The 16,438-nt window shown below is 72.6% G+C and carries 14 protein-coding genes and 2 pseudogenes; 6 read left to right on the forward strand and 10 right to left on the reverse strand.

The window, feature by feature from the left end; all coding sequences use genetic code 11:
• Positions 1–26: 26 nt before the first annotated feature.
• Positions 27–398: a hypothetical protein gene (locus tag AB0O09_RS26090; RefSeq protein WP_344624737.1), complete on the forward strand. Its 372-nt coding sequence runs from the start codon at positions 27–29 to the stop codon at positions 396–398.
• A 30-nt stretch (positions 399–428) separates the two neighbouring features.
• Here the strand turns inward: AB0O09_RS26090 and AB0O09_RS26095 are convergent, their stop codons facing one another.
• The 4 genes from AB0O09_RS26095 to AB0O09_RS26110 all read right to left on the reverse strand — a co-directional run bounded on the left by AB0O09_RS26095 (position 429) and on the right by AB0O09_RS26110 (position 4,734).
• A complete protein-coding gene (locus tag AB0O09_RS26095; protein WP_363545062.1) occupies positions 429–1,961 on the reverse strand; it encodes a serine/threonine-protein kinase in 1,533 nt (510 codons plus the stop codon).
• A 46-nt stretch (positions 1,962–2,007) separates the two neighbouring features.
• A complete protein-coding gene (locus tag AB0O09_RS26100; RefSeq protein WP_363545065.1) occupies positions 2,008–2,775 on the reverse strand; it encodes a serine/threonine protein kinase in 768 nt (255 codons plus the stop codon).
• A gap of 296 nt (positions 2,776–3,071) precedes the next feature.
• On the reverse strand, positions 3,072–4,301 hold the full coding sequence (locus tag AB0O09_RS26105; RefSeq protein ID WP_363545068.1) for a PP2C family protein-serine/threonine phosphatase: 1,230 nt from the start codon (positions 4,299–4,301) through the stop codon (positions 3,072–3,074).
• A gap of 205 nt (positions 4,302–4,506) precedes the next feature.
• Positions 4,507–4,734, reverse strand: coding sequence for a hypothetical protein (locus tag AB0O09_RS26110; protein ID WP_363545071.1), 228 nt, complete (start codon positions 4,732–4,734; stop codon positions 4,507–4,509).
• Positions 4,735–5,386: 652 nt separating this feature from the next.
• On the opposite strand from AB0O09_RS26110, the gene AB0O09_RS26115 reads away from it, so the two are divergent.
• The 3 genes and pseudogenes from AB0O09_RS26115 to AB0O09_RS26125 all read left to right on the forward strand — a co-directional run bounded on the left by AB0O09_RS26115 (position 5,387) and on the right by AB0O09_RS26125 (position 8,899).
• Complete coding sequence (locus AB0O09_RS26115; protein ID WP_363545074.1) at positions 5,387–6,781, forward strand: IS30 family transposase; 1,395 nt, start codon at positions 5,387–5,389, stop codon at positions 6,779–6,781.
• Positions 6,782–6,788: 7 nt separating this feature from the next.
• Positions 6,789–6,968 (forward strand): annotated as a pseudogene (locus AB0O09_RS26120) (integrase core domain-containing protein); the annotation flags it as partial.
• Positions 6,969–7,186: 218 nt separating this feature from the next.
• Positions 7,187–8,899, forward strand: a complete 1,713-nt coding sequence (locus AB0O09_RS26125) for a GAF domain-containing protein (RefSeq protein WP_363545076.1) — start codon at positions 7,187–7,189, stop codon at positions 8,897–8,899.
• Between the two features lie 35 nt (positions 8,900–8,934).
• Here AB0O09_RS26125 and AB0O09_RS26130 read toward each other — a convergent pair whose 3' ends face one another.
• From AB0O09_RS26130 to AB0O09_RS26140, 3 genes are all read right to left on the reverse strand, one after another.
• Complete coding sequence (locus AB0O09_RS26130; protein WP_363545079.1) at positions 8,935–9,333, reverse strand: pyridoxamine 5'-phosphate oxidase family protein; 399 nt, start codon at positions 9,331–9,333, stop codon at positions 8,935–8,937.
• A 91-nt stretch (positions 9,334–9,424) separates the two neighbouring features.
• Entirely contained in the window at positions 9,425–10,129 is a 705-nt protein-coding gene (locus tag AB0O09_RS26135) for a response regulator transcription factor (RefSeq protein WP_363545082.1), read from the reverse strand.
• A 789-nt stretch (positions 10,130–10,918) separates the two neighbouring features.
• Positions 10,919–11,803, reverse strand: coding sequence for a universal stress protein (locus tag AB0O09_RS26140; protein ID WP_363545084.1), 885 nt, complete (start codon positions 11,801–11,803; stop codon positions 10,919–10,921).
• 325 nt (positions 11,804–12,128) lie between these two features.
• Here AB0O09_RS26140 and AB0O09_RS26145 point away from each other — a divergent pair.
• Positions 12,129–12,479 (forward strand): annotated as a pseudogene (locus AB0O09_RS26145) (amino acid permease); the annotation flags it as partial.
• Here the strand turns inward: AB0O09_RS26145 and AB0O09_RS26150 are convergent.
• On the reverse strand, positions 12,449–12,883 hold the full coding sequence (locus AB0O09_RS26150) for a helix-turn-helix domain-containing protein (protein ID WP_363545148.1): 435 nt from the start codon (positions 12,881–12,883) through the stop codon (positions 12,449–12,451). The pseudogene AB0O09_RS26145 and the gene AB0O09_RS26150 sit on opposite strands and share 31 nt — an antisense overlap.
• 646 nt (positions 12,884–13,529) lie before the next feature.
• Here AB0O09_RS26150 and AB0O09_RS26155 point away from each other — a divergent pair.
• Entirely contained in the window at positions 13,530–13,718 is a 189-nt protein-coding gene (locus tag AB0O09_RS26155; protein WP_363545087.1) for a hypothetical protein, read from the forward strand.
• A gap of 387 nt (positions 13,719–14,105) precedes the next feature.
• On the opposite strand, the gene AB0O09_RS26160 is transcribed toward AB0O09_RS26155, so the two are convergent.
• Both AB0O09_RS26160 and AB0O09_RS26165 read right to left on the reverse strand, forming a co-directional pair.
• Complete coding sequence (locus AB0O09_RS26160) at positions 14,106–14,729, reverse strand: hypothetical protein (protein WP_363545090.1); 624 nt, start codon at positions 14,727–14,729, stop codon at positions 14,106–14,108.
• Between the two features lie 122 nt (positions 14,730–14,851).
• On the reverse strand, positions 14,852–16,423 hold the full coding sequence (locus AB0O09_RS26165; protein ID WP_363545151.1) for an oleate hydratase: 1,572 nt from the start codon (positions 16,421–16,423) through the stop codon (positions 14,852–14,854).
• Between the last annotated feature and the right edge of the window lie 15 nt (positions 16,424–16,438).

Genomic DNA, 16,438 nt, shown 5'->3' on the forward strand with positions numbered 1-16,438 from the left:
CACTCCCACGACGCAAGGAGCGTTCCATGTTCGCTGTGCGCAAGCTCGCCCTCGCCGGAGCCGCAGCCGCCGTCGGTCTCGCCCTGACGGGCCTCGTCCCGGCCTCCGCCGAGGCCGCGAGCGGCTGCTACGGCATCGGCGGCGGCAAGTACAACTGCAACGTCTGGAAGACCGCACCGTCCTACTTCGCCGGCAACGTCCGCGCCGGCACCCTCAACGCGGGCACCAACTACTTCTACTGCCAGGCCGTCGGCAGCGAGGTCGTCGACGGCCCGTACCGCAACCACTGGTGGGCCAAGACCGACGACGACAGCGGCAACAAGGGCGTCTGGGTGAACGTCGTCTACCTCTCCGGCGGCGACAACGACCAGCCGGTGCCCGGACTGCCGAGCTGCTGACGCAGGCTCACCCACCCGGCCCGGGCGGGCTCACCGGCCGTACTCGGCGAGGTACTGCTCCACCTTCGCCACGTGCGGCCGGACCCGCTCGGGCACCCCGCGGGCCTCCGCGACGGACTTGTCGCTGGTGCGGTAGCCCGCCGCCAGCAGCCCCGGCAGGTCGTCCGTGAGCCCCCGGCGCTTGAACTGCTGCGCCAGCCAGCAGACGTACGAGCCCATCGAGATGATGGCGTCCGGCGGCGACATGTAGTCCTTGCGGCCGTCCAGGTCGCCGTCCTGCGCCCAGGCGTTGAACACGGCCGGCGTCCACATCGCGATGCCGTACTCCCCGGTCTCCGGCCGGGCGGCCTTCGGGTCGAAGCCGCTCTCCGCCTTCAGCATCGCGGCCAGCAGCACCGGAGTCACCTCCGGCTCGGGGCAGCGCCGGGCGGCCCGGGCAATCGGCTCGCGCAGCGCCACGGGCACGTCGGCGTCCGCGGGCAGTGCACCGGGCAGCGCGCCGGACGGACTGCCGATCGGGCTGCCGGAGGGGACCGCCCGCGGACGGCCCGGGCCGGTACCGTCCGGCGACCCCGGGAGCACGGCCACCGCCGCGGCACAGACCAGCGCCCCCACCGCGGCGACGGCCACCGCCGGCGCCCCGCGCCGGCGCCGGGGCCGGCGGACCGGTGCCGACGCCGGCAACCGGGCGGCCAGGGCGGCCGCGTCCGCCGGACGTGCCGCCCGGTCCGCGGCCAGGCAGTCCGCGACCAGCGCCCGCCACTCCCCCGGCACCCGCTCGTCCAGCCGCAACCGCTCCCGGCCGCGGGCGTACGACTGCGCCGCCAGCGCCCTCGCCCTGGCCGCCGCGCCCGGGAAGGGGTGCGTGCCGCCCGCGAACACCTGGTGCGCCAGCACCCCGAACGCCCAGACGTCGGCGCTCGGCCGCAACGCCACCCCCCGCGCCCCGCTCCGCTCGGACCACCACTCCGGCGGCACGTGGTCGAGCGTGCCGAGCGGCGGGACGTAGGCGTGCGTGCCGTCGAGTTCGGCGGTCAGCCCGAAGTCCGCGAGCCGCACCGAACCGTCGGCCATCAGCAGGACGTTCGCCGGCTTGAGGTCGCCGTGCACCCAACCGTGCCGGTGCATGTGGGCCAGGCCCTCGCAGACCTCGGCGAGCAGCCGGGCACCCTCCGCGGGCGGCACCGCCCGGCCCTCGGCGAGCAGGTCCGCGAGGCTCCGCTCCGCCCGTTCCATCACCAGCACCACGGCGCCGTCCAGGCCCGGCCGTCCGGGGTCGCGGAGCACCGCGGTGGCGAACGTCCTGATCAGCCGCGGGTGTTCCGCCCGGGCACTGAACTCCGCCTCCCGCCGGGCGAGTTCGCTCGCCTGCCGGCACTGGCCGGGAGCGAGCCGGGCGGCCGGCAGGATCTTCACCGCCGCCGGCGCCCCGTCCCGCCGCCGGACCGCCGCGTAGACGGCGCCCCAGCCGCCCGCACCGATCGGGCCGGTGATCCGGTGCCCGGCCACCCGGTAGCCGGGCGGCACCTCGGGCACCGGCCCGTCCGGGAACCCCGTGCTCACCCCGCACGCACCCCCCGGCTCACCCGGCTCACCCGGCTCGTCCGGCTCACCCGGCACCCGCCGCACGGCGTTCCCGGCGGGAGGGCAGCAGCGCCAGGTGCTCCTCGCGCACCAGGTCGAAGCGGAGCGCCAGGTCGACCAGCTCCTCGCGCTTGCGCAGCGGCCCCGCCCCGTCCTCCGAACCCTCCGGCCGCAGCCGGAGTTTGGACTCCGCCAGGTAGTCGATGTGGTAGTTCACCGCCGACCGGCTCGGCCCGGCGGCGCCCGGACCGCCGCGCAGCCGCTCCACCACGTCGCCGACCCCGGGGACGGCCGCGGAGGTGCCGCGCAGCCGCGGCTCGCAGAGCGCCACCAGCACCAGGAAGTACTTCGCCGTGGCGTCCAGCGCGAACGGGCTGACGGTGTGTTCGCCCGGCGGTCCGACCTGCGCCCGGTCCAGGTAGGCGTGCTGCGGCGCGAAGACCTTGAAGTGGCAGCCGCCGCCCAGCGAGGGCAGCACCACCCGGGAGAACTCGAACGGCACCGGCGCCCCCAGCCGCCCCGGCGCCACCTTGAGGTGCTCCCCCGCGCCCTCCAGGTTCTCCACCACGTAGGTCGCCGACCGGCTGAAGTTCGACAGCCGCCAGTAGTCGGAGGCCGCCGTGAGCTCGCCGGCCCGGCGCGAGACGCCCTGGTCGGGCAGCGGGATCGCGACCGGCCGGCCCGGTGCGCCGCGGCCGAAGTCCGCGCAGTCGTCCGGGCCCATCCGCAGCAGCCGCGGCTCGGCCTGCGGTCCCCCGCCGGTGTCCGGCAGCTGCACGATGACGGTGTCCATCACGCCCCCTCGGCGAATTCCCGCTCCGCCGAAGGCCCTTGCGCACGACAGGACGGACCTGCGCACGCCACGGCGGAGCCCGGAGACACACCTCGTGTGCCCGTGGCGTGACTCAGTGTTCCAGAAAAGGCATGCTGCGTGTGCGATGCTTCGGCCCTCGCGCCGGGCGCCGGGCACGCTGCCGTGCCGGACGTCGCCGCAGGCCGACGTGTCAGCTGCCGCGCGGTCGGCGCCGCTGGGGCCGGTCGACCGTGGGAACCGGTCGGTCGTTGGAACCGGTCGGCCCTTGGAACCGGTCAGCCGCGGGGATGCCACTCCACCAGCACGATCGTGGCGTCGTCGTGCAGGCGGTGGTCCTGGTGCTCCAGCAGGGCGAGGACCAGCCGCCGCAGCGCCTCGGGGGCCGGCTCGCCGGCCGCGGCCGAGCGCACCACCAGGTCGACCAGCCGCTCCTCGCCGAACAGGTCACCGGCCCCCGACCTCGCCTCGGTCACCCCGTCGGTGTGGACGAGGATGCGGTCCCCCGGCTCCAGCTGCGCCCGGTGCACGGTGACCGGCCCGCGCGGATAGCCCTTGCCGAGGCCCAGCGGGAGGTGGGCCGGGCGCTCCAGCGCCCGGGGCACCACGTGCTGACGGCGGATCAGCAGCGGCGGCGGATGGCCGAAGTTCACCCAGCTGAGTCGGCCGGTGCCGGTGTCGAGCTCGGCGAAGACCGCGGTCAGCAGCCGGTCCGGGATCCACCGCGCCAGCGCCCCGTCCACCGCCTCGGCGATGTCCGCCAGACCGCCGCCGGCCCGCCGGGTGGACCGGCTGCCCGCCACCGCCACCGCCGACGCGCCGCCCGACGCCAGGTCGTGGCCCATCGCGTCCACCACCGTCAGATGCAGCCGGTCCCGGAGCAGGCTGTGGTCGAAGGCGTCGCCGCCGATCTCGTACGCGGGCTCCAGGGCGGCGGACGAGGTGACGTTGCGGGTGCCCAGCGTCCGCGGCGGCATGAACGCCCAGGCCAGCTCGGCCTGCAGGGTCATCGGCCGGCTCCGGACGGCCTCCGCCATCACATCGCTGAACGCCGACTTCGAAACCACCAGCAGGGCGGTCAGCGAGGCCAGCGTGCGGCACCGCTCGTGCACCGCCGGACCGGGAGCCGCGGCCGTCACCCGCAGCACCCCGATCCGCTCCACCCCGTCGACGAGCGGCAGCCACAGCTCGACCCGGCCGTCGGCGGACGACTCCTGCGGTTTCATCGTCCGGTACGCCCAGCCCGCGAGGGTGCCCTCCACGGGGACGCCCGCCTCGTCGGCGCCGGGCCCGCGCGGCCGGTCGTCGGGCAGCGGCACCAGGCGGACCTGCTGGACGTCGGCCAGGTAGACGGCTGCGCCGGCCATCCCGAGCGCCCGGGCGGTGTCGTCGACCAGGCCGGCGATGTCGCGCGGCCCCACCTCGTGGGACATCTCCAGGAACTCGCCGACCACCCGGCCGACCCCGGCTTCGTCCACCGCCGCCACCGCCTTCTCCTCGGACGGCACCCCTGCACCCCCGCCCGGTTGCATCGAACCACCGCCCCACCCCCACGGCGACCGGACGGCAGCGCGGGACGGACCCGGCGGGCGAGTGCCGCGACGGCGGGAGCGGGGCTGCCGGCTGCCGGCGCGGGCACTAAGGGGCTGTTGCGCTGAGGACAGGACTGCTCGGTGGGGAAAGTCGTGTTGGCGGGGGCGGCCGGGCGGGCGCTCAGCGGCGCAGGACGTTGACGCGCTCGGTGCCGAGGATCTGGGCGTCCTCGCAGCCGACGGGGGTCACCAGGTAGGGGCCGATCCAGCGGCGGGCCTTGCCTGTCGGGGCGGTCTTGTCCGGGTAGGTGCGGCGGTGCAGCCGGACCACCCATCGGTGTCGGTAGATCCGTTCGGCGTGCTCGGCGTCGCCCGGCTTGTGGTGCGCGGGTCGCAGGGACTGGCGCAAGGTGATCAGCCGGACCGTGCGGTCGGGGTCGAGGCCGGCCCGGCGCAGTCTCCTCTGGGGTGGTGCGGGGTGCCGGGATGTCGTCGGTCTGGTAGAGGGTGCGGTCGTCCGCGGGCTGGCGGATGAGGAGCCAGGTCGCGAGCAGAGTGCGGACGACGGCGTCGTCGTCGGCGAGGTCGAGCTGGTCCCAGGGGCGCTCGGGTTGGTCGATGGGCAGGGTTGCGGTCTGGCTGCGCATGATCAGGTGCCCGGCCTGGAGGGTGCGGGTTCCGGCGTCGGCCTGCGGTCCGAAGGCGTGGGCCCAGGCGGCGTAGGCCGTGGTGGAGACGAACATCGTGACGTTGAAGGTCGCGCCGTACGAGGCCCGCAGGACGGCGATCGGCGCGTAGTGCGGGGCGTCGTCGGTGAGGGGCTGCTCCCACACCAGGAAGCCGGAGCGGGACAGCAGGTCCTCGCCGGTCAGGGCGTAGACGTCGAGGCTCTGCCCGACGGTGCGGGCGAGCTGGGTCATGTCGGCGTTGACGTCGTACAGGTCGGCGCCGGCCGCGGCGTAGGTGAGGAAGTCGGCGGCACCGGGGCGCCGGCCGGTGGGGGATGCGGCCGGTGGATTCAACCGGTCGTCGCAACACCTCTGTGAGCTGGAGGTTTACGCATGGGCGTGGGGAATCGGCAGCGGGAGTATCGGGGGCAGATGCCATCGCCGGGTCGGCCGAGCGTTGCATGGCGTGAGGACAGGGTCCGGCTCTGGCAGGCGATCGCTCGGGGGCTGAGCTCCGTGGACGCCGCAGCCACGATCGGGGTCCCGCCGGCCGTGGGGTCGCGATGGTTCCGCCGTGCTGGCGGGGTGAATCCCCGCCTCGCCCCGAGCACCTCGGGTCGCTACCTGTCGTTCGCCGAGCGGGAAGAGATCGCCCTGCTGCGGGCCCGGGACCTCGGCGTGCGTGCGATCGCACAGTGTCTGGGGCGCTCGCCCTCGACGATCTCGCGGGAGCTTCGCCGCAACGCCTCGACCCGCACCTACCATCTGGACTACCGGGCCACGCTCGCGCAGTGGCACGCCGAGCGGCGCGCACAGCGGCCGAGGACGGCGAAGCTGGTGACCGACCAGCGCCTGCACGACTACGTGCAGGACCGACTGGCCGGCGACATCGTCCACGCCACGGACGGCCGGATCGTCGAGGGACCGCAGGTGCCGGACTGGAAGGGCAGGAACAAGCCGCGGCGGCAGGACCGCCGCCGGGCAACCGCGTGGAGCCCGGAACAGACATCGCAGCGCCTCAGGGTGGATTTCCCCGAGGATGAGTCCATGCGCATCTCCCCGGAAGCGATCTACCAGGCCCTCTACGCGCAAGGACGCGGAGCGCTCAAGCGAGAACTGGTCGCCTGCCTGCGCACCGGGCGGTCACTGCGCGTCCCGCGGGAACGCACCAGGCAGAGCCTCCGCGGGCACGTCACCGCCGACGTGCTGATCAGCGAGCGCCCCGTGGAGGCCGAGGACCGGGCGGTCCCGGGCCACTGGGAAGGCGGCCTCATCATCGGCACCGGCCGGTCCGCGATCGGCACCCCGGTCGAGCGCACGACACGGTTCACGATGCTGCTGCACCTGCCGCCGATGGAAGGCCTTGGTTCCGAGCCGCGGACCAAGAACGGGCCCGCGCTGGCCGGCCGCGGCGCCGAGGCCGTCAAGGACGCGATCACCTCAACGATCACCACGCTGCCCGGGCACCTACGCAAGTCGCTGACCTGGGACCGCGGCACGGAACTGGCCCAGCACGCCCAACTGAGCATCGACGCCGGGCTGCAGGTCTACTTCGCCGACCCGCACAGTCCGTGGCAACGCGGCCCGAACGAGAACACGAACGGCCTGCTGCGGCAGTACTTTCCCAAGGGCACGGACCTCTCCCGCTGGAACACCGACGAGCTCCAGGCCGTCGCCGCCACCCTCAACAGCAGACCCCGCACAACCCTCGGATGGAAGACACCCGCCGAAGCCCTCAACGAGCACCTACTTCCTCTCCAGGAAGCCGGCGTTGCGAGGACCGCTTGAGTCCGAGCAATACACCTCTGCCGCGTTTGCCGACGCCTGCCGCGACCACGGGATACGCCGCTCGATGGGCCGGGTCGGGTCAAGCCATGACAACGCCATGGCGGAGTCGTTCTTCGCCGCGCTGAAGCGCGAACTGCTCTATGGCTCACGCTGGCTGCCCCAGGCCCAGGCCCGCAGCGAGATGTTCTCCCGGGGTCCGCGGGCCGACAGGCACTGATATCGGCGCGGGCCACCGCCGGACGCCGGGCGCTACTCGTAAATTGCCAGCCCTGATCACCGCGAGTACGTGCGTGACCTGCGGTCTTTCGCCGGTCGCCGCGAAGGGGGCATGGGGCGGGCGCTGTCATGTCCAAACAGGCATCTGCCAGAATCGACCGGTCGGTGACCGGAGACGAGGAGGCTCGCGTGGGCGGGGACGAGGTGCGGTCGCGGATTCCGCAGCTGCGGTTGGACGAGCTGCTGGAGGAACTGCAGGCCCGGATCGACGCCGCTCGCGGTACCCGGGACCGAGTGCACAGCCTGTTGGAGGCGGTGCTGTCGGTGGGCCGGGAGCTGGACCTGACGCAGGTGCTGCGGCGGATTGTGGAGGCCGCGGCGGTGCTGGTGGACGCCCGGTACGCGGCGCTGGGGGTGATCGGGCCGGACGGCGGTTCGCTGTCGCAGTTCCTGACGGTGGGGCTGGGCGATGAGGAGATCGCCCGGATCGGACCGTACCCGACCGGCAAGGGGATCCTGGGCGAGCTGATCCACCACCCGGAGGCGTTGCGGCTGAAAGACCTGGCCGCGCATCCGGCCTCGTACGGCTGCCCGGCGCACCACCCGGTGATGCGGACCTTTCTCGGGGTGCCAGTGCGGGTGCGAGAGGAGGTGTTCGGCAACCTCTACCTGACCGACAAGCGCAACGGGGAGGAGTTCGACGCCGACGACGAGTCGGTGATCTCGACACTGGCAGTGGCGGCGGGTGTGGCGATCGACAACGCGCGGCTCTACGAGGAGGCGCAGAGCCAACAGCGTTGGCTGAGTGCGAGCGCGGAGATCACCCGAGGCCTGCTGTCGGGGGCCACGCGCGGCGAGGTGATGGAGCTGATCGCGCGGCGGGCGCTTGAGATCACCGCTGCCGAGCTGGTCGACCTGTCGGTGCGTGAGGACAACGGCGAAGGGCTGCGCGTCGAGCTCGCTCTGGGGGGCGACCCGTCCGCCCGGTCGGGAATCCATCTGCCGCTGGTCGGCACGCTCTCGGGGGAGGCGTTCAGCCTGGGATCCCCGGTCACGACCCTGGACTTGGCGCAGGACCCCCGGCTGACCGGCGGGCCGCGCCGGTTCTCCGGTCTGGGGCCGGCGGTGGCCGTGCCGCTCGGCCTGGCGGACGGACAGACGGAAGGGGTGCTGCTGCTGGCCCGGCCGACGGGGGAGCAGGCCTTCACCGAGCGCGAGATCGGCCCGCTGCTCGGATTCGCCGATCAGGCCGCACTGGCACTGGAGCTGGCGGATCGACGCCGGGACGCCGAACAACTGGCGATGCTGGAGGACCGCGACAGGATCGCCCGCGACCTGCACGACCTGGCCATCCAGAGGCTGTTCGCGACCGGTATGACGTTGCAGAGCGCGGCCCGGTTCATCGAGCACCCCGGCGCCTCGGACCGGGTGCTGCGGGCAGTCGGGGATCTGGACGAGACGATCAAGATCATCCGTTCGACGATCTTCGGACTGCGGGCGCGCGAGGATTCAGCGGCCCAGGGGCTGCGCTCCCGGGTGGTTCGGGTGATCGAGGAGGCGCAGGCGGCACTGGGCTTCGCGCCACGGCTGAGCATGGAGGGTCTGCTGGACACGGACGTTCCGGGTCAGGTGGCCGATCACGTGGTGGCGGTTCTGGGTGAGGCGCTGAGCAACGCGGCCCGGCATGCGAAGGCCGGCCTGGTCGAGGTGGCGCTGCGGGCGACCGGAGGCCGGGTGCTGCTGACCGTGCAGGACGACGGCGTCGGCATCCCGGAGCAGGGCCGGCGCAGTGGGCTGCGCAACCTGGCGGAGCGTGCCGAGAGCCTGGGCGGGGCACTGGAGTTGTCCAATCCGCCGGAGGGCGGGGCTCGGCTCGTCTGGGCAGTCCCGTTGGAGGGCTGACCCTGGCAGGCAAGCGTGGACGGTGCGTTCCGGTGTCAGGACTGCGGGGCAACGGCGGTGGGCAGGAGACGGCCGGTCACCCACTCGGGGCGGATCCGGATGGTCACCTGGCCGATGGGCGGCGGCGCGGCAGGATCGGCCGCAGAGCCTTCCCCGCTGGCCTCGGCGGTGCCCAGCACCGTGACGCTCCAGCCGCTGCCGTCGGCCTCGCTGATCTCATCGGCCTGGAAGGCGACGAGTGATCCCGCGACCGCGCGCAGGAATTCGGAACCGGTGGTGGCTCGCAGCAGCACGCTGCCGTCGTCGTCGAGCCGGTAGCGGGTCGGCAGGACCGCCGGCAGGGCGCCGACGGTGTAAACAACACGCCCGACCGGCGCCCCGGCCAGCAGGCGCAGGCAGTGCCGCTCCTCGAGCGGCGCGGTGTCAGATGTCATGGCACCGATGCTCGTTCCATGCCGGCGGACGCGGGAGAGGCCGTTGGTCCCCCAGCCAGTGGCCGGGCGGTCCGACTGCCGGCGGCAGGTGTCAGTGGATGCGCCGGCCGGACGCCTGGTCGTGGGTGGCCAGAGCCTGGGTGGCGATGACGGCAGCCTGGACCCGGCGCTCCACGCCGAGCTTGGCCAGCAGCCGGGAGATGTGGTTCTTGACGGTCTTCTCGGCGAGGTAGAGGCGCTGACCGATCTGCCGGTTGGTCAGACCCTCGCCGATCAGGGTGAGAATCTCCCGCTCGCGGTCAGTGAGCTGCGGAAGGTCGGAGGCCTGCGGGGCGGTCTCGCCACGTAGGCGGGCCATCAGACGGGTGGTGGCGTCGGCGTCGAGCATGGACTGCCCGGAGGCGACCGTGCGCACCGCGGAGACCAGGTCGGTGCCGCTGATCTGCTTCAGCACGTATCCCGAGGCGCCGGCCATGATCGAGTCGAGCAGCGCCTCCTCGTCGTCGAAGGAGGTGAGGATGAGGCAGGCCAGCTCGGGCATGCGCGAGCGCAGCTCGCGGCAGACGGTCACACCGTCGCCGTCCGGAAGCCGCATGTCGAGGATCGCCACGTCAGGGCGGAGGGCCGGAACCCGAGCGAGTGCCTGCTCGACCGTTGCGGCCCCGCCGACCACGGTCAGGTCAGGTTCGGCGTCCAACAGGTCGTGCACGCCTCGGCGGACCACCTCGTGGTCGTCGAGCAGGAAGACCTTCACCGGGCCGGTACCGCTCGCCCGGTTCGCCGTGCTGTCCGCCATCCACTTCTCCGTACCTGCTGAACCCGCCACCGGAATCGGACGAGTGGGACCGTCGGGCAGTCTGCTGCCTGAACCGGCACGCGCGATAGGGGCCGGATGACCCCATTCTCCAAGGGCTCCAGCTCGGCCCAGGCGCGCTGCCAGGCCGTGTCGGCACGGCGGTCCAGCAATCGCAGACGCAGGCCCAGGCCACCGGCGATGAGGACGAACTGGAGGCCCACGGTGAGCAGGCCGACGATGACGGCGTCGGAAATGAGGTCGGCGTTGCCGGGTGGGGCGGTGACTCCTCCCCCGGCTGAAGCCGGGGATACCCACGCAAGATCAGGGATGGCCGGTGTCGGCGACCCAGATGCCGACGGTGGAGCCTGTCCGGGCCTGTCAGCGGAGGCCCACCGTGCCGGTCTGCTGTTGCCCGGCGGGGTACGTCCAGGCGGCCGTGGCCTGGTAACGGGGGGCCGTGGTGTCGGTTCCGTCGGTCGCGGTGCTGGTTGCGGTGAGCAGGACGGCGTCCAGGTGGTGCAGGTGGGATTTCGCCGCGGCGACGCGATGCTCGGCGGAGCCGAAATCGGTCCCCGCGGCGGTGGCATCGAGCAGGAGGGCCAGTCCGGTGGTGAAGGCGGCGAGGAGTCCGGCTCGGCTGCGGGCCCGGTCTTCGGCCGGGCCAGCTCGTTGCGCTCGGCGCCGAGTGCCCGCCGCAGGCCGCGGCGCCAGGGGCGGAGGGGACGGGTGCCGGTATCGCGGGTCGTGGTCGGACTGCCCGGCGAGCGGCTGGGAACGGACGGGGCGGGCTCAGTTGTGCGGGATCACCGCTACCGGGGCGGCGGCGTGGTGGAGCACGGCGTGAGTGACGGGACCGAGCCGAATGCCCAGGGGGTGGCGGCGGTCGCGGCGGCCGACGATGACCAGGTCGGCGCCTTCGGCGGCGGTGACGACGGCATGGGCCGCGCTGCCGCGCCGGACCTCGACGACGACCGGGACGTTCGGGTGAGCAGCTCGTGACGTGGCGAGCGATTCGGTGAGCGAGCGTTTCACGGCGGCCTCCCGCGCGGCGATCTCCGAACGTGGCGGCACCCAGCTGGTGGCGGCCCACAGCGGCACCGGATCCCAGCCGTGGACGGCCCGCAGGCGCGCGCCGCGCCGGGCGGCCTCGGCGAACGCGAAGTCGATGACCGGGTCGGCGGGCTGACGGGGGTCCACACCGACGACGACCTCGCCCCGCGGTGTCGTGCCGTTGTGGGGCGAGGCGAGCCGGTCGGCCCGGACCAGGACCGTTGGGGCGTTGACGCGAGCCGCCACCGCCAGTGCGACCGAGCCGGTCAGCAGGCCGGCGAAGCCGCCGAGGCCGCGTGAGCCGAGCACGAGGAGTTCCCGGCCTTCAGCTGCCTTGACCAACGCGTCGACGGGGTCGTCTCCGATCACCGCGGTCTCGATCACGAGCCCCGGGTGGTTTCGGCGGATGCTTGCGGCGATGTCGGCCAGTGCCCGCAGGGCGGCCGGGCGAAGGTCGCCGGGCCGGAAGTCGCCGGGGGCCTCGGTGTCCTCGGGGCTGAGCCAGGGCCAGGCGTGCAGCAGCCGAAGCGGAGCGCCACGGCGTTGGGCTTCCCCGGCGGCCCAGTGGGCCGCAGCCTCGCTGCTCGGGGATCCGTCGATTCCAGTCAGGACGCGGCGCGTCATCAGTGCTCTCCTCCAGGGTCGCTGGTTGGCCTGCGGTCAGGCTGCTTGCTCGGGTCCGGTGCCGAGAGAACTCTGTCGGTGGTGATCCGACCGGGCCCAGGGACCTATCGGGCCGAGGAGTGGGCCAGTGGTCCCTGGCAGCGCCGGATCCTGGGCAAGTGGGGCTGCGGGACCGGTGGGAGGTGCGGGAGGGGACCGGTGGCACCCGCGACAGGGCCCGACGGTCCCCTGGGACGAGCCCTGGTCGCGGCCCAGGATCGTCACCGTGAGTGATGGACGCACTGGTGTCCGTCTCTCCCCGGAGCGCACCACGGAGGAGCAGTCCATGTCCGCACACGATCGCGGAAGATCACAGCAGGGCAGTGCAGTCGACGGGCGGCGAGATGCCGCCGGCGGCTTCGGGCTACTGGCCGCGACTGCGCTGGTGGTCGGCAGCGTCATCGGCATCGGGGTGTTCGCGCTGCCCTCTGCGCTCGCGCCGTACGGGCCGATCGCGCTGGCGGCGTTCGTGCTGGTGACGATTGGCGCGCCGGCGCTCGCGATGGTGTTCGGGCGGCTCTCGGAGCGGGTGCCGGGAAGCGGCGGACCGTACGTCTACGCCCGTGAGGCGTTCGGGGAGTTCGCCGGGTTCCTGACCGCCTGGTCCTACTGGATCACCGCTTGGGCCCGGCACGCGGGCGGCCTTGGCCTGGAAGTTCGGGTCGCGGATGAAGATCCAGGACGGGTACTGCCAGGGCTTGATCGCGTCGGCCTTGAGCCGGCGGCGCACAGTGGAGGCCGCCATGGCCGGGGCGATAGCCCGGGCGACCACCTCGCGGGCCAGTTCCGGGCACAACCAGCGGGATAGCGGAGTACCGGTCTCGGCGGGCAGTTGGCAGGCCAGCGCCTTGATCTGGCGCTCTGCAGTGCGGGGAACGAGGGTGGGCGACCGGGGCGCCGGCGGTCGGCCAGCCCAGGCACGCCCTGCTCGGCGAACCGGCGCCGCCAGGTCCGCACGGTATCCACGTGCAGTCCCGTCTCGCGGGCGATGCGTGCGTTGGAGCAGCCCCTGGCCGTGTGGAGCACGATGTGCGCACGCATCCGGGCTTGGTGGGGAGTCTCGTGGCCGTAGGCCACCTTCTTCAGCCGGTACCTCTGTGAGACGGTGAGCGATATCGGGCGAGCAGCGACAACGGCAAGGTAGGCAGGCCGATCAGCAGAGGTGGCTTTTACCGCTGGAGCCTGCCGGACCACCTGACGCCACGACCAGGCAGGATGGCCCCATGCCCGCCGCGCCGGAGTCGACCGGGACTGTCAAGGGACAGTAGGAGTTGGCTCTGGCGCGAGTTCCGTGAAAGCTGCCCGTGGATCTCGAAAGTTATCGATCATGATGGGTGTCTGTCGATCTTCTGTCAGCCTTGTTCCCCCAGTTCGCGCTGCTGAGCGTGGACTTGGTCAGGCCGGTTGGCCGGTCGGTGCGGGTACACGCCCGAGGTCGGGCGCCGGAGGCAGAGTGCCGGAATGACCGAAACTGCCGCCGCGCCGGCCGACGCCGCGGCACCTCCGCCCTGTCCGCCGACCGACCGGCTGCACTCCTGGGACCTGTTCACCGGCGTCGACGACTCGGGCACGCGCTTCGTCGCCTTCCTCGCCGGCTGCCCTGCTTCTACTGCCACGACCCCGACGCCTGGCAGCTGTGCAACGGCCGAGGCACCACAGCCGACGAAATCGCCCAGGAGGCAACCAAGTGCACCGAGTTGGATTCGCCCGCTGGCTGGCCGGCCTCGGCACGGGGGTCTGGGTCCGCTTCGTCCTCGTCCCCGGACTCACCGACCTCGTCGAGAACATCGAGGGCGTTGCCGCATTCACCGCCTCGCTCGGCAACGTCACCCGGGTCGACGTCCTGCCCTTCCACAAGATCGGCGCTGTCAAATGACGGGCTCTCGGCAGGGAGTTCACCGTCGCCGTTACGCAGACACCGGCCCCCGGCCAGGTGGCTGCGGCCCGCGCGGTGTTCGGCGCCCAGGGGCTGCCCACCGTCTGATCGCGCCGGCCGCACCCGCTCCTCGACCGGTCGAGGCCCACAACTCTCGACCGGCCGGGGGCTTCGTCGTCCTCGCGGCGAGTGCCAGTGCTTGGCGACGGTGTCGATCCGGACATCGGGACGTTGAGCCGGCCGACGCCGCCGGTCATCGAGGACACGTTTTCCCGACCGTTCGGCGCTGATGAGGCGGGTCCGGAGGGTGTCGAGACGCCCGCCATGCAGAAACGCAGTGGCCGACCGCGGGACGATCACGGTCGGCCACTGCGCGCGGTGGGGCGCTCAGCGCAGCCAGGGGTGGTCGCGCACGACCGGGAGTGCGGCCCAGCGGCGGCCCAGCCCCCAGCGGTCACCGGCGGAGGTGGCGGCCAACACGATCAGCAGCAGGGCGTAGACCAGGTGGTAGTCGGCCACCGGGTTGCTGGAGCCGCTGGCGGCGCCGTTCGCCAGGTGGCGTGCGGGCGGCCACTCGGCGGCCCACATCATCGCCAGCAGCAGGGTCCCGCTCGCCGCGGCGATCCGCAGGCCGATCCCGCCGATCAGAGCGAGACCGAGGCCGAGCAGGCCGAGCATGAACAGCCAGTCGGCCCAGGCCTGTCCGGCCCAGGAGTGGAACGTGGACTGCAGCGGGCCGGCCGAGACGTGGCTGAGGAAGCCTTTGGTGGGCGAGCTGCCGTTGACCCAGGCAGCGGCGCTCTTGGTGGCGTACCCGAGGCCGAAAGCCTTGTCGAGGAACGCCCACAGGAACACGAAGCCGAGGGCGACTCGGGCGGCGGCCAACGCGGTGATCGCGGTCACCGTCGCCGTGCCGGCGCCGGCTCGGTCGGTCGGCCGGGCGGTGCGGTGGTGAAGCCTGGCCGCGAGGCGGCGGGGCATCCGGGAGGGGTGGGCGTGGTGGACGGCCATGATGGGCTGCTCTGCCGGTTCTGCTACTGGGACGGTGAGCTGGTGAGGTACGAGTTGCGTTCTGCCCTGGGCGCGAGCCCGCGGGCGGTTCGGTGAGGGCCGGGCCCAGGGTCGGCCCGACGTCACTTGCGGTGCATGGTGTGCAGAGCCTGAGCCAGGACGTGCGGGTCGTGGTGGCCCTTGTAGACGGCCGGGGGCTGCCGGTCGAGGCCGAGGAGCTGCGCCACGGCGGTCCAGGCGGTGCGCACGGAGTACTCGACGGTGAAGACGACGTCGTCGGGGACCTCGGCGAACTGGCCGATGAAGGCGAGGTTGGCGGAGCCGTTCGGGACGACCTGCGGCCGGTCGCCGTGGCTGCGGACCAGGAACTGGCTGGTGATGTAGGGCATCAGGCAGGGGATGACGGTGGATGTCTCGGCGACGCGCTCCGCGGTGGCGGCGTCCACGGCCAGGTGGTGCAGGACCTCCTGGAGGATCTCCTCCCCGCTGCACTCCCGCATGGGCTTGCGGACGTACGTCCCGGGCTTGTCGGGGAAGAGCCCGTAGCCCCACCAGACGGACACGCCCTCGGGCTGCTGCTGGTAGACCGGCTGGCGGTTGACCACGACGGTGAGCAGCCAGGGGGAGTCGGTGAGGGTGAGCAGACCGCCGCGGCCGGTGGCGCGTGCAGTGAACGTCTCCATCCAGTCCAGGAAGGCCGGGTCCTTGGCGGTGACGGTGAAGGACTCCCAGGTGGATTCCGCGACACTTCGGTCGAACACTTCCGGGCGGCCGAAGTCCTCGCGGCCGCGGGCGATGCGGTGCCAGAGCAGGAAGGAGGAGGGGCTGCGGTTGGTGTGCGGGCCTTCCGGCGCCGCGGTGTGCGAGCCCAGGGTGGAGTCGGCCGTCATCGAGCCGTTGGTGACGAACACCAGGTCCTCCGGGGCGACCGGCAGGTCGGCGTGGGCACCCGCGAAGTGGATGCGCTGGACGCTCGTACCGGGTCCGGCTCGGAAGGACAGGTCGGTCACCTGGTGGCCGGTGTGGATCCGCACTCCGCGATCCAGCAGCCAGGCGGTCAGTGGGCGGACGATCGAGTCGTACTGGTTGTACCGGGTCCGGTGGATCCCGGACATCGTCTCGAACTCCGGGAACAGGTGCACGAAGCGCCGCAGGTAGCGGCGGAACTCGATCGCGCTGTGCCAGGGCTCGAAAGCGAAGGTGGTGCACCACATGTACCAGAAGTCGGTGGTGAAGAAGTCCTCGCTGAAGCAGTCGGTGATCCGCTTGCCGTCAAGCATCCGCTCCGGTCCGGCCAGGCAGGCGACCAACTCCACGCGGTGGCGCTCGGAGAAGCCCATGGCGTGGCCGTCGCGGATCGCCCCTCCCGCACCCACCAGCCGGGTGGCGTCGTCCCACGGGGACTCCTGATGGGAGTCGAAGATGTCCTGGGTAGCGGACACGGACGGGTCGTCCAACGACGGGATGCCAGACAGTAGGTCGTAGGTGCAGCGGAACTGGGCCTCGAACATTCGCCCGCCTCGCATCGTGTAACCCGTCTCCGGGGTGCCGCCCGCATCCAGGCTGCCACCGACCTCCTCCTGTTCCTCGAAGACGTGGATGTCGCTGCCGGCGAAGCCGCCGTCGCGGATCAGGAACGTCGCCGCGGACAGGGCCGCTATGCCACTGCCGACAAGGTAGGCCTTTGCCATCAGAATTCTCCTCAACTC

Origin of the sequence: Kitasatospora sp. NPDC093679, from assembly GCF_040683455.1 — a bacterium.
Taxonomy (GTDB): Bacteria; Actinomycetota; Actinomycetes; order Streptomycetales; family Streptomycetaceae; genus Kitasatospora; species Kitasatospora arboriphila.

Bases quoted from the DNA above. Each gene is read 5' to 3' on its own strand.
- AB0O09_RS26160 (WP_363545090.1), bottom strand. From the start codon at position 14,729: ATGGCCGTCCACCACGCCCACCCCTCCCGGATGCCCCGCCGCCTCGCG.
- AB0O09_RS26115 (WP_363545074.1), top strand. From the start codon at position 5,387: ATGGGCGTGGGGAATCGGCAGCGGGAGTATCGGGGGCAGATGCCATCG.
- AB0O09_RS26100 (WP_363545065.1), bottom strand. From the start codon at position 2,775: ATGGACACCGTCATCGTGCAGCTGCCGGACACCGGCGGGGGACCGCAG.
- AB0O09_RS26140 (WP_363545084.1), bottom strand. From the start codon at position 11,803: ATGACGCGCCGCGTCCTGACTGGAATCGACGGATCCCCGAGCAGCGAG.
- AB0O09_RS26090 (WP_344624737.1), top strand. From the start codon at position 27: ATGTTCGCTGTGCGCAAGCTCGCCCTCGCCGGAGCCGCAGCCGCCGTC.
- AB0O09_RS26150 (WP_363545148.1), bottom strand. From the start codon at position 12,883: ATGCGTGCGCACATCGTGCTCCACACGGCCAGGGGCTGCTCCAACGCA.
- AB0O09_RS26130 (WP_363545079.1), bottom strand. From the start codon at position 9,333: ATGACATCTGACACCGCGCCGCTCGAGGAGCGGCACTGCCTGCGCCTG.
- AB0O09_RS26135 (WP_363545082.1), bottom strand. From the start codon at position 10,129: ATGGCGGACAGCACGGCGAACCGGGCGAGCGGTACCGGCCCGGTGAAG.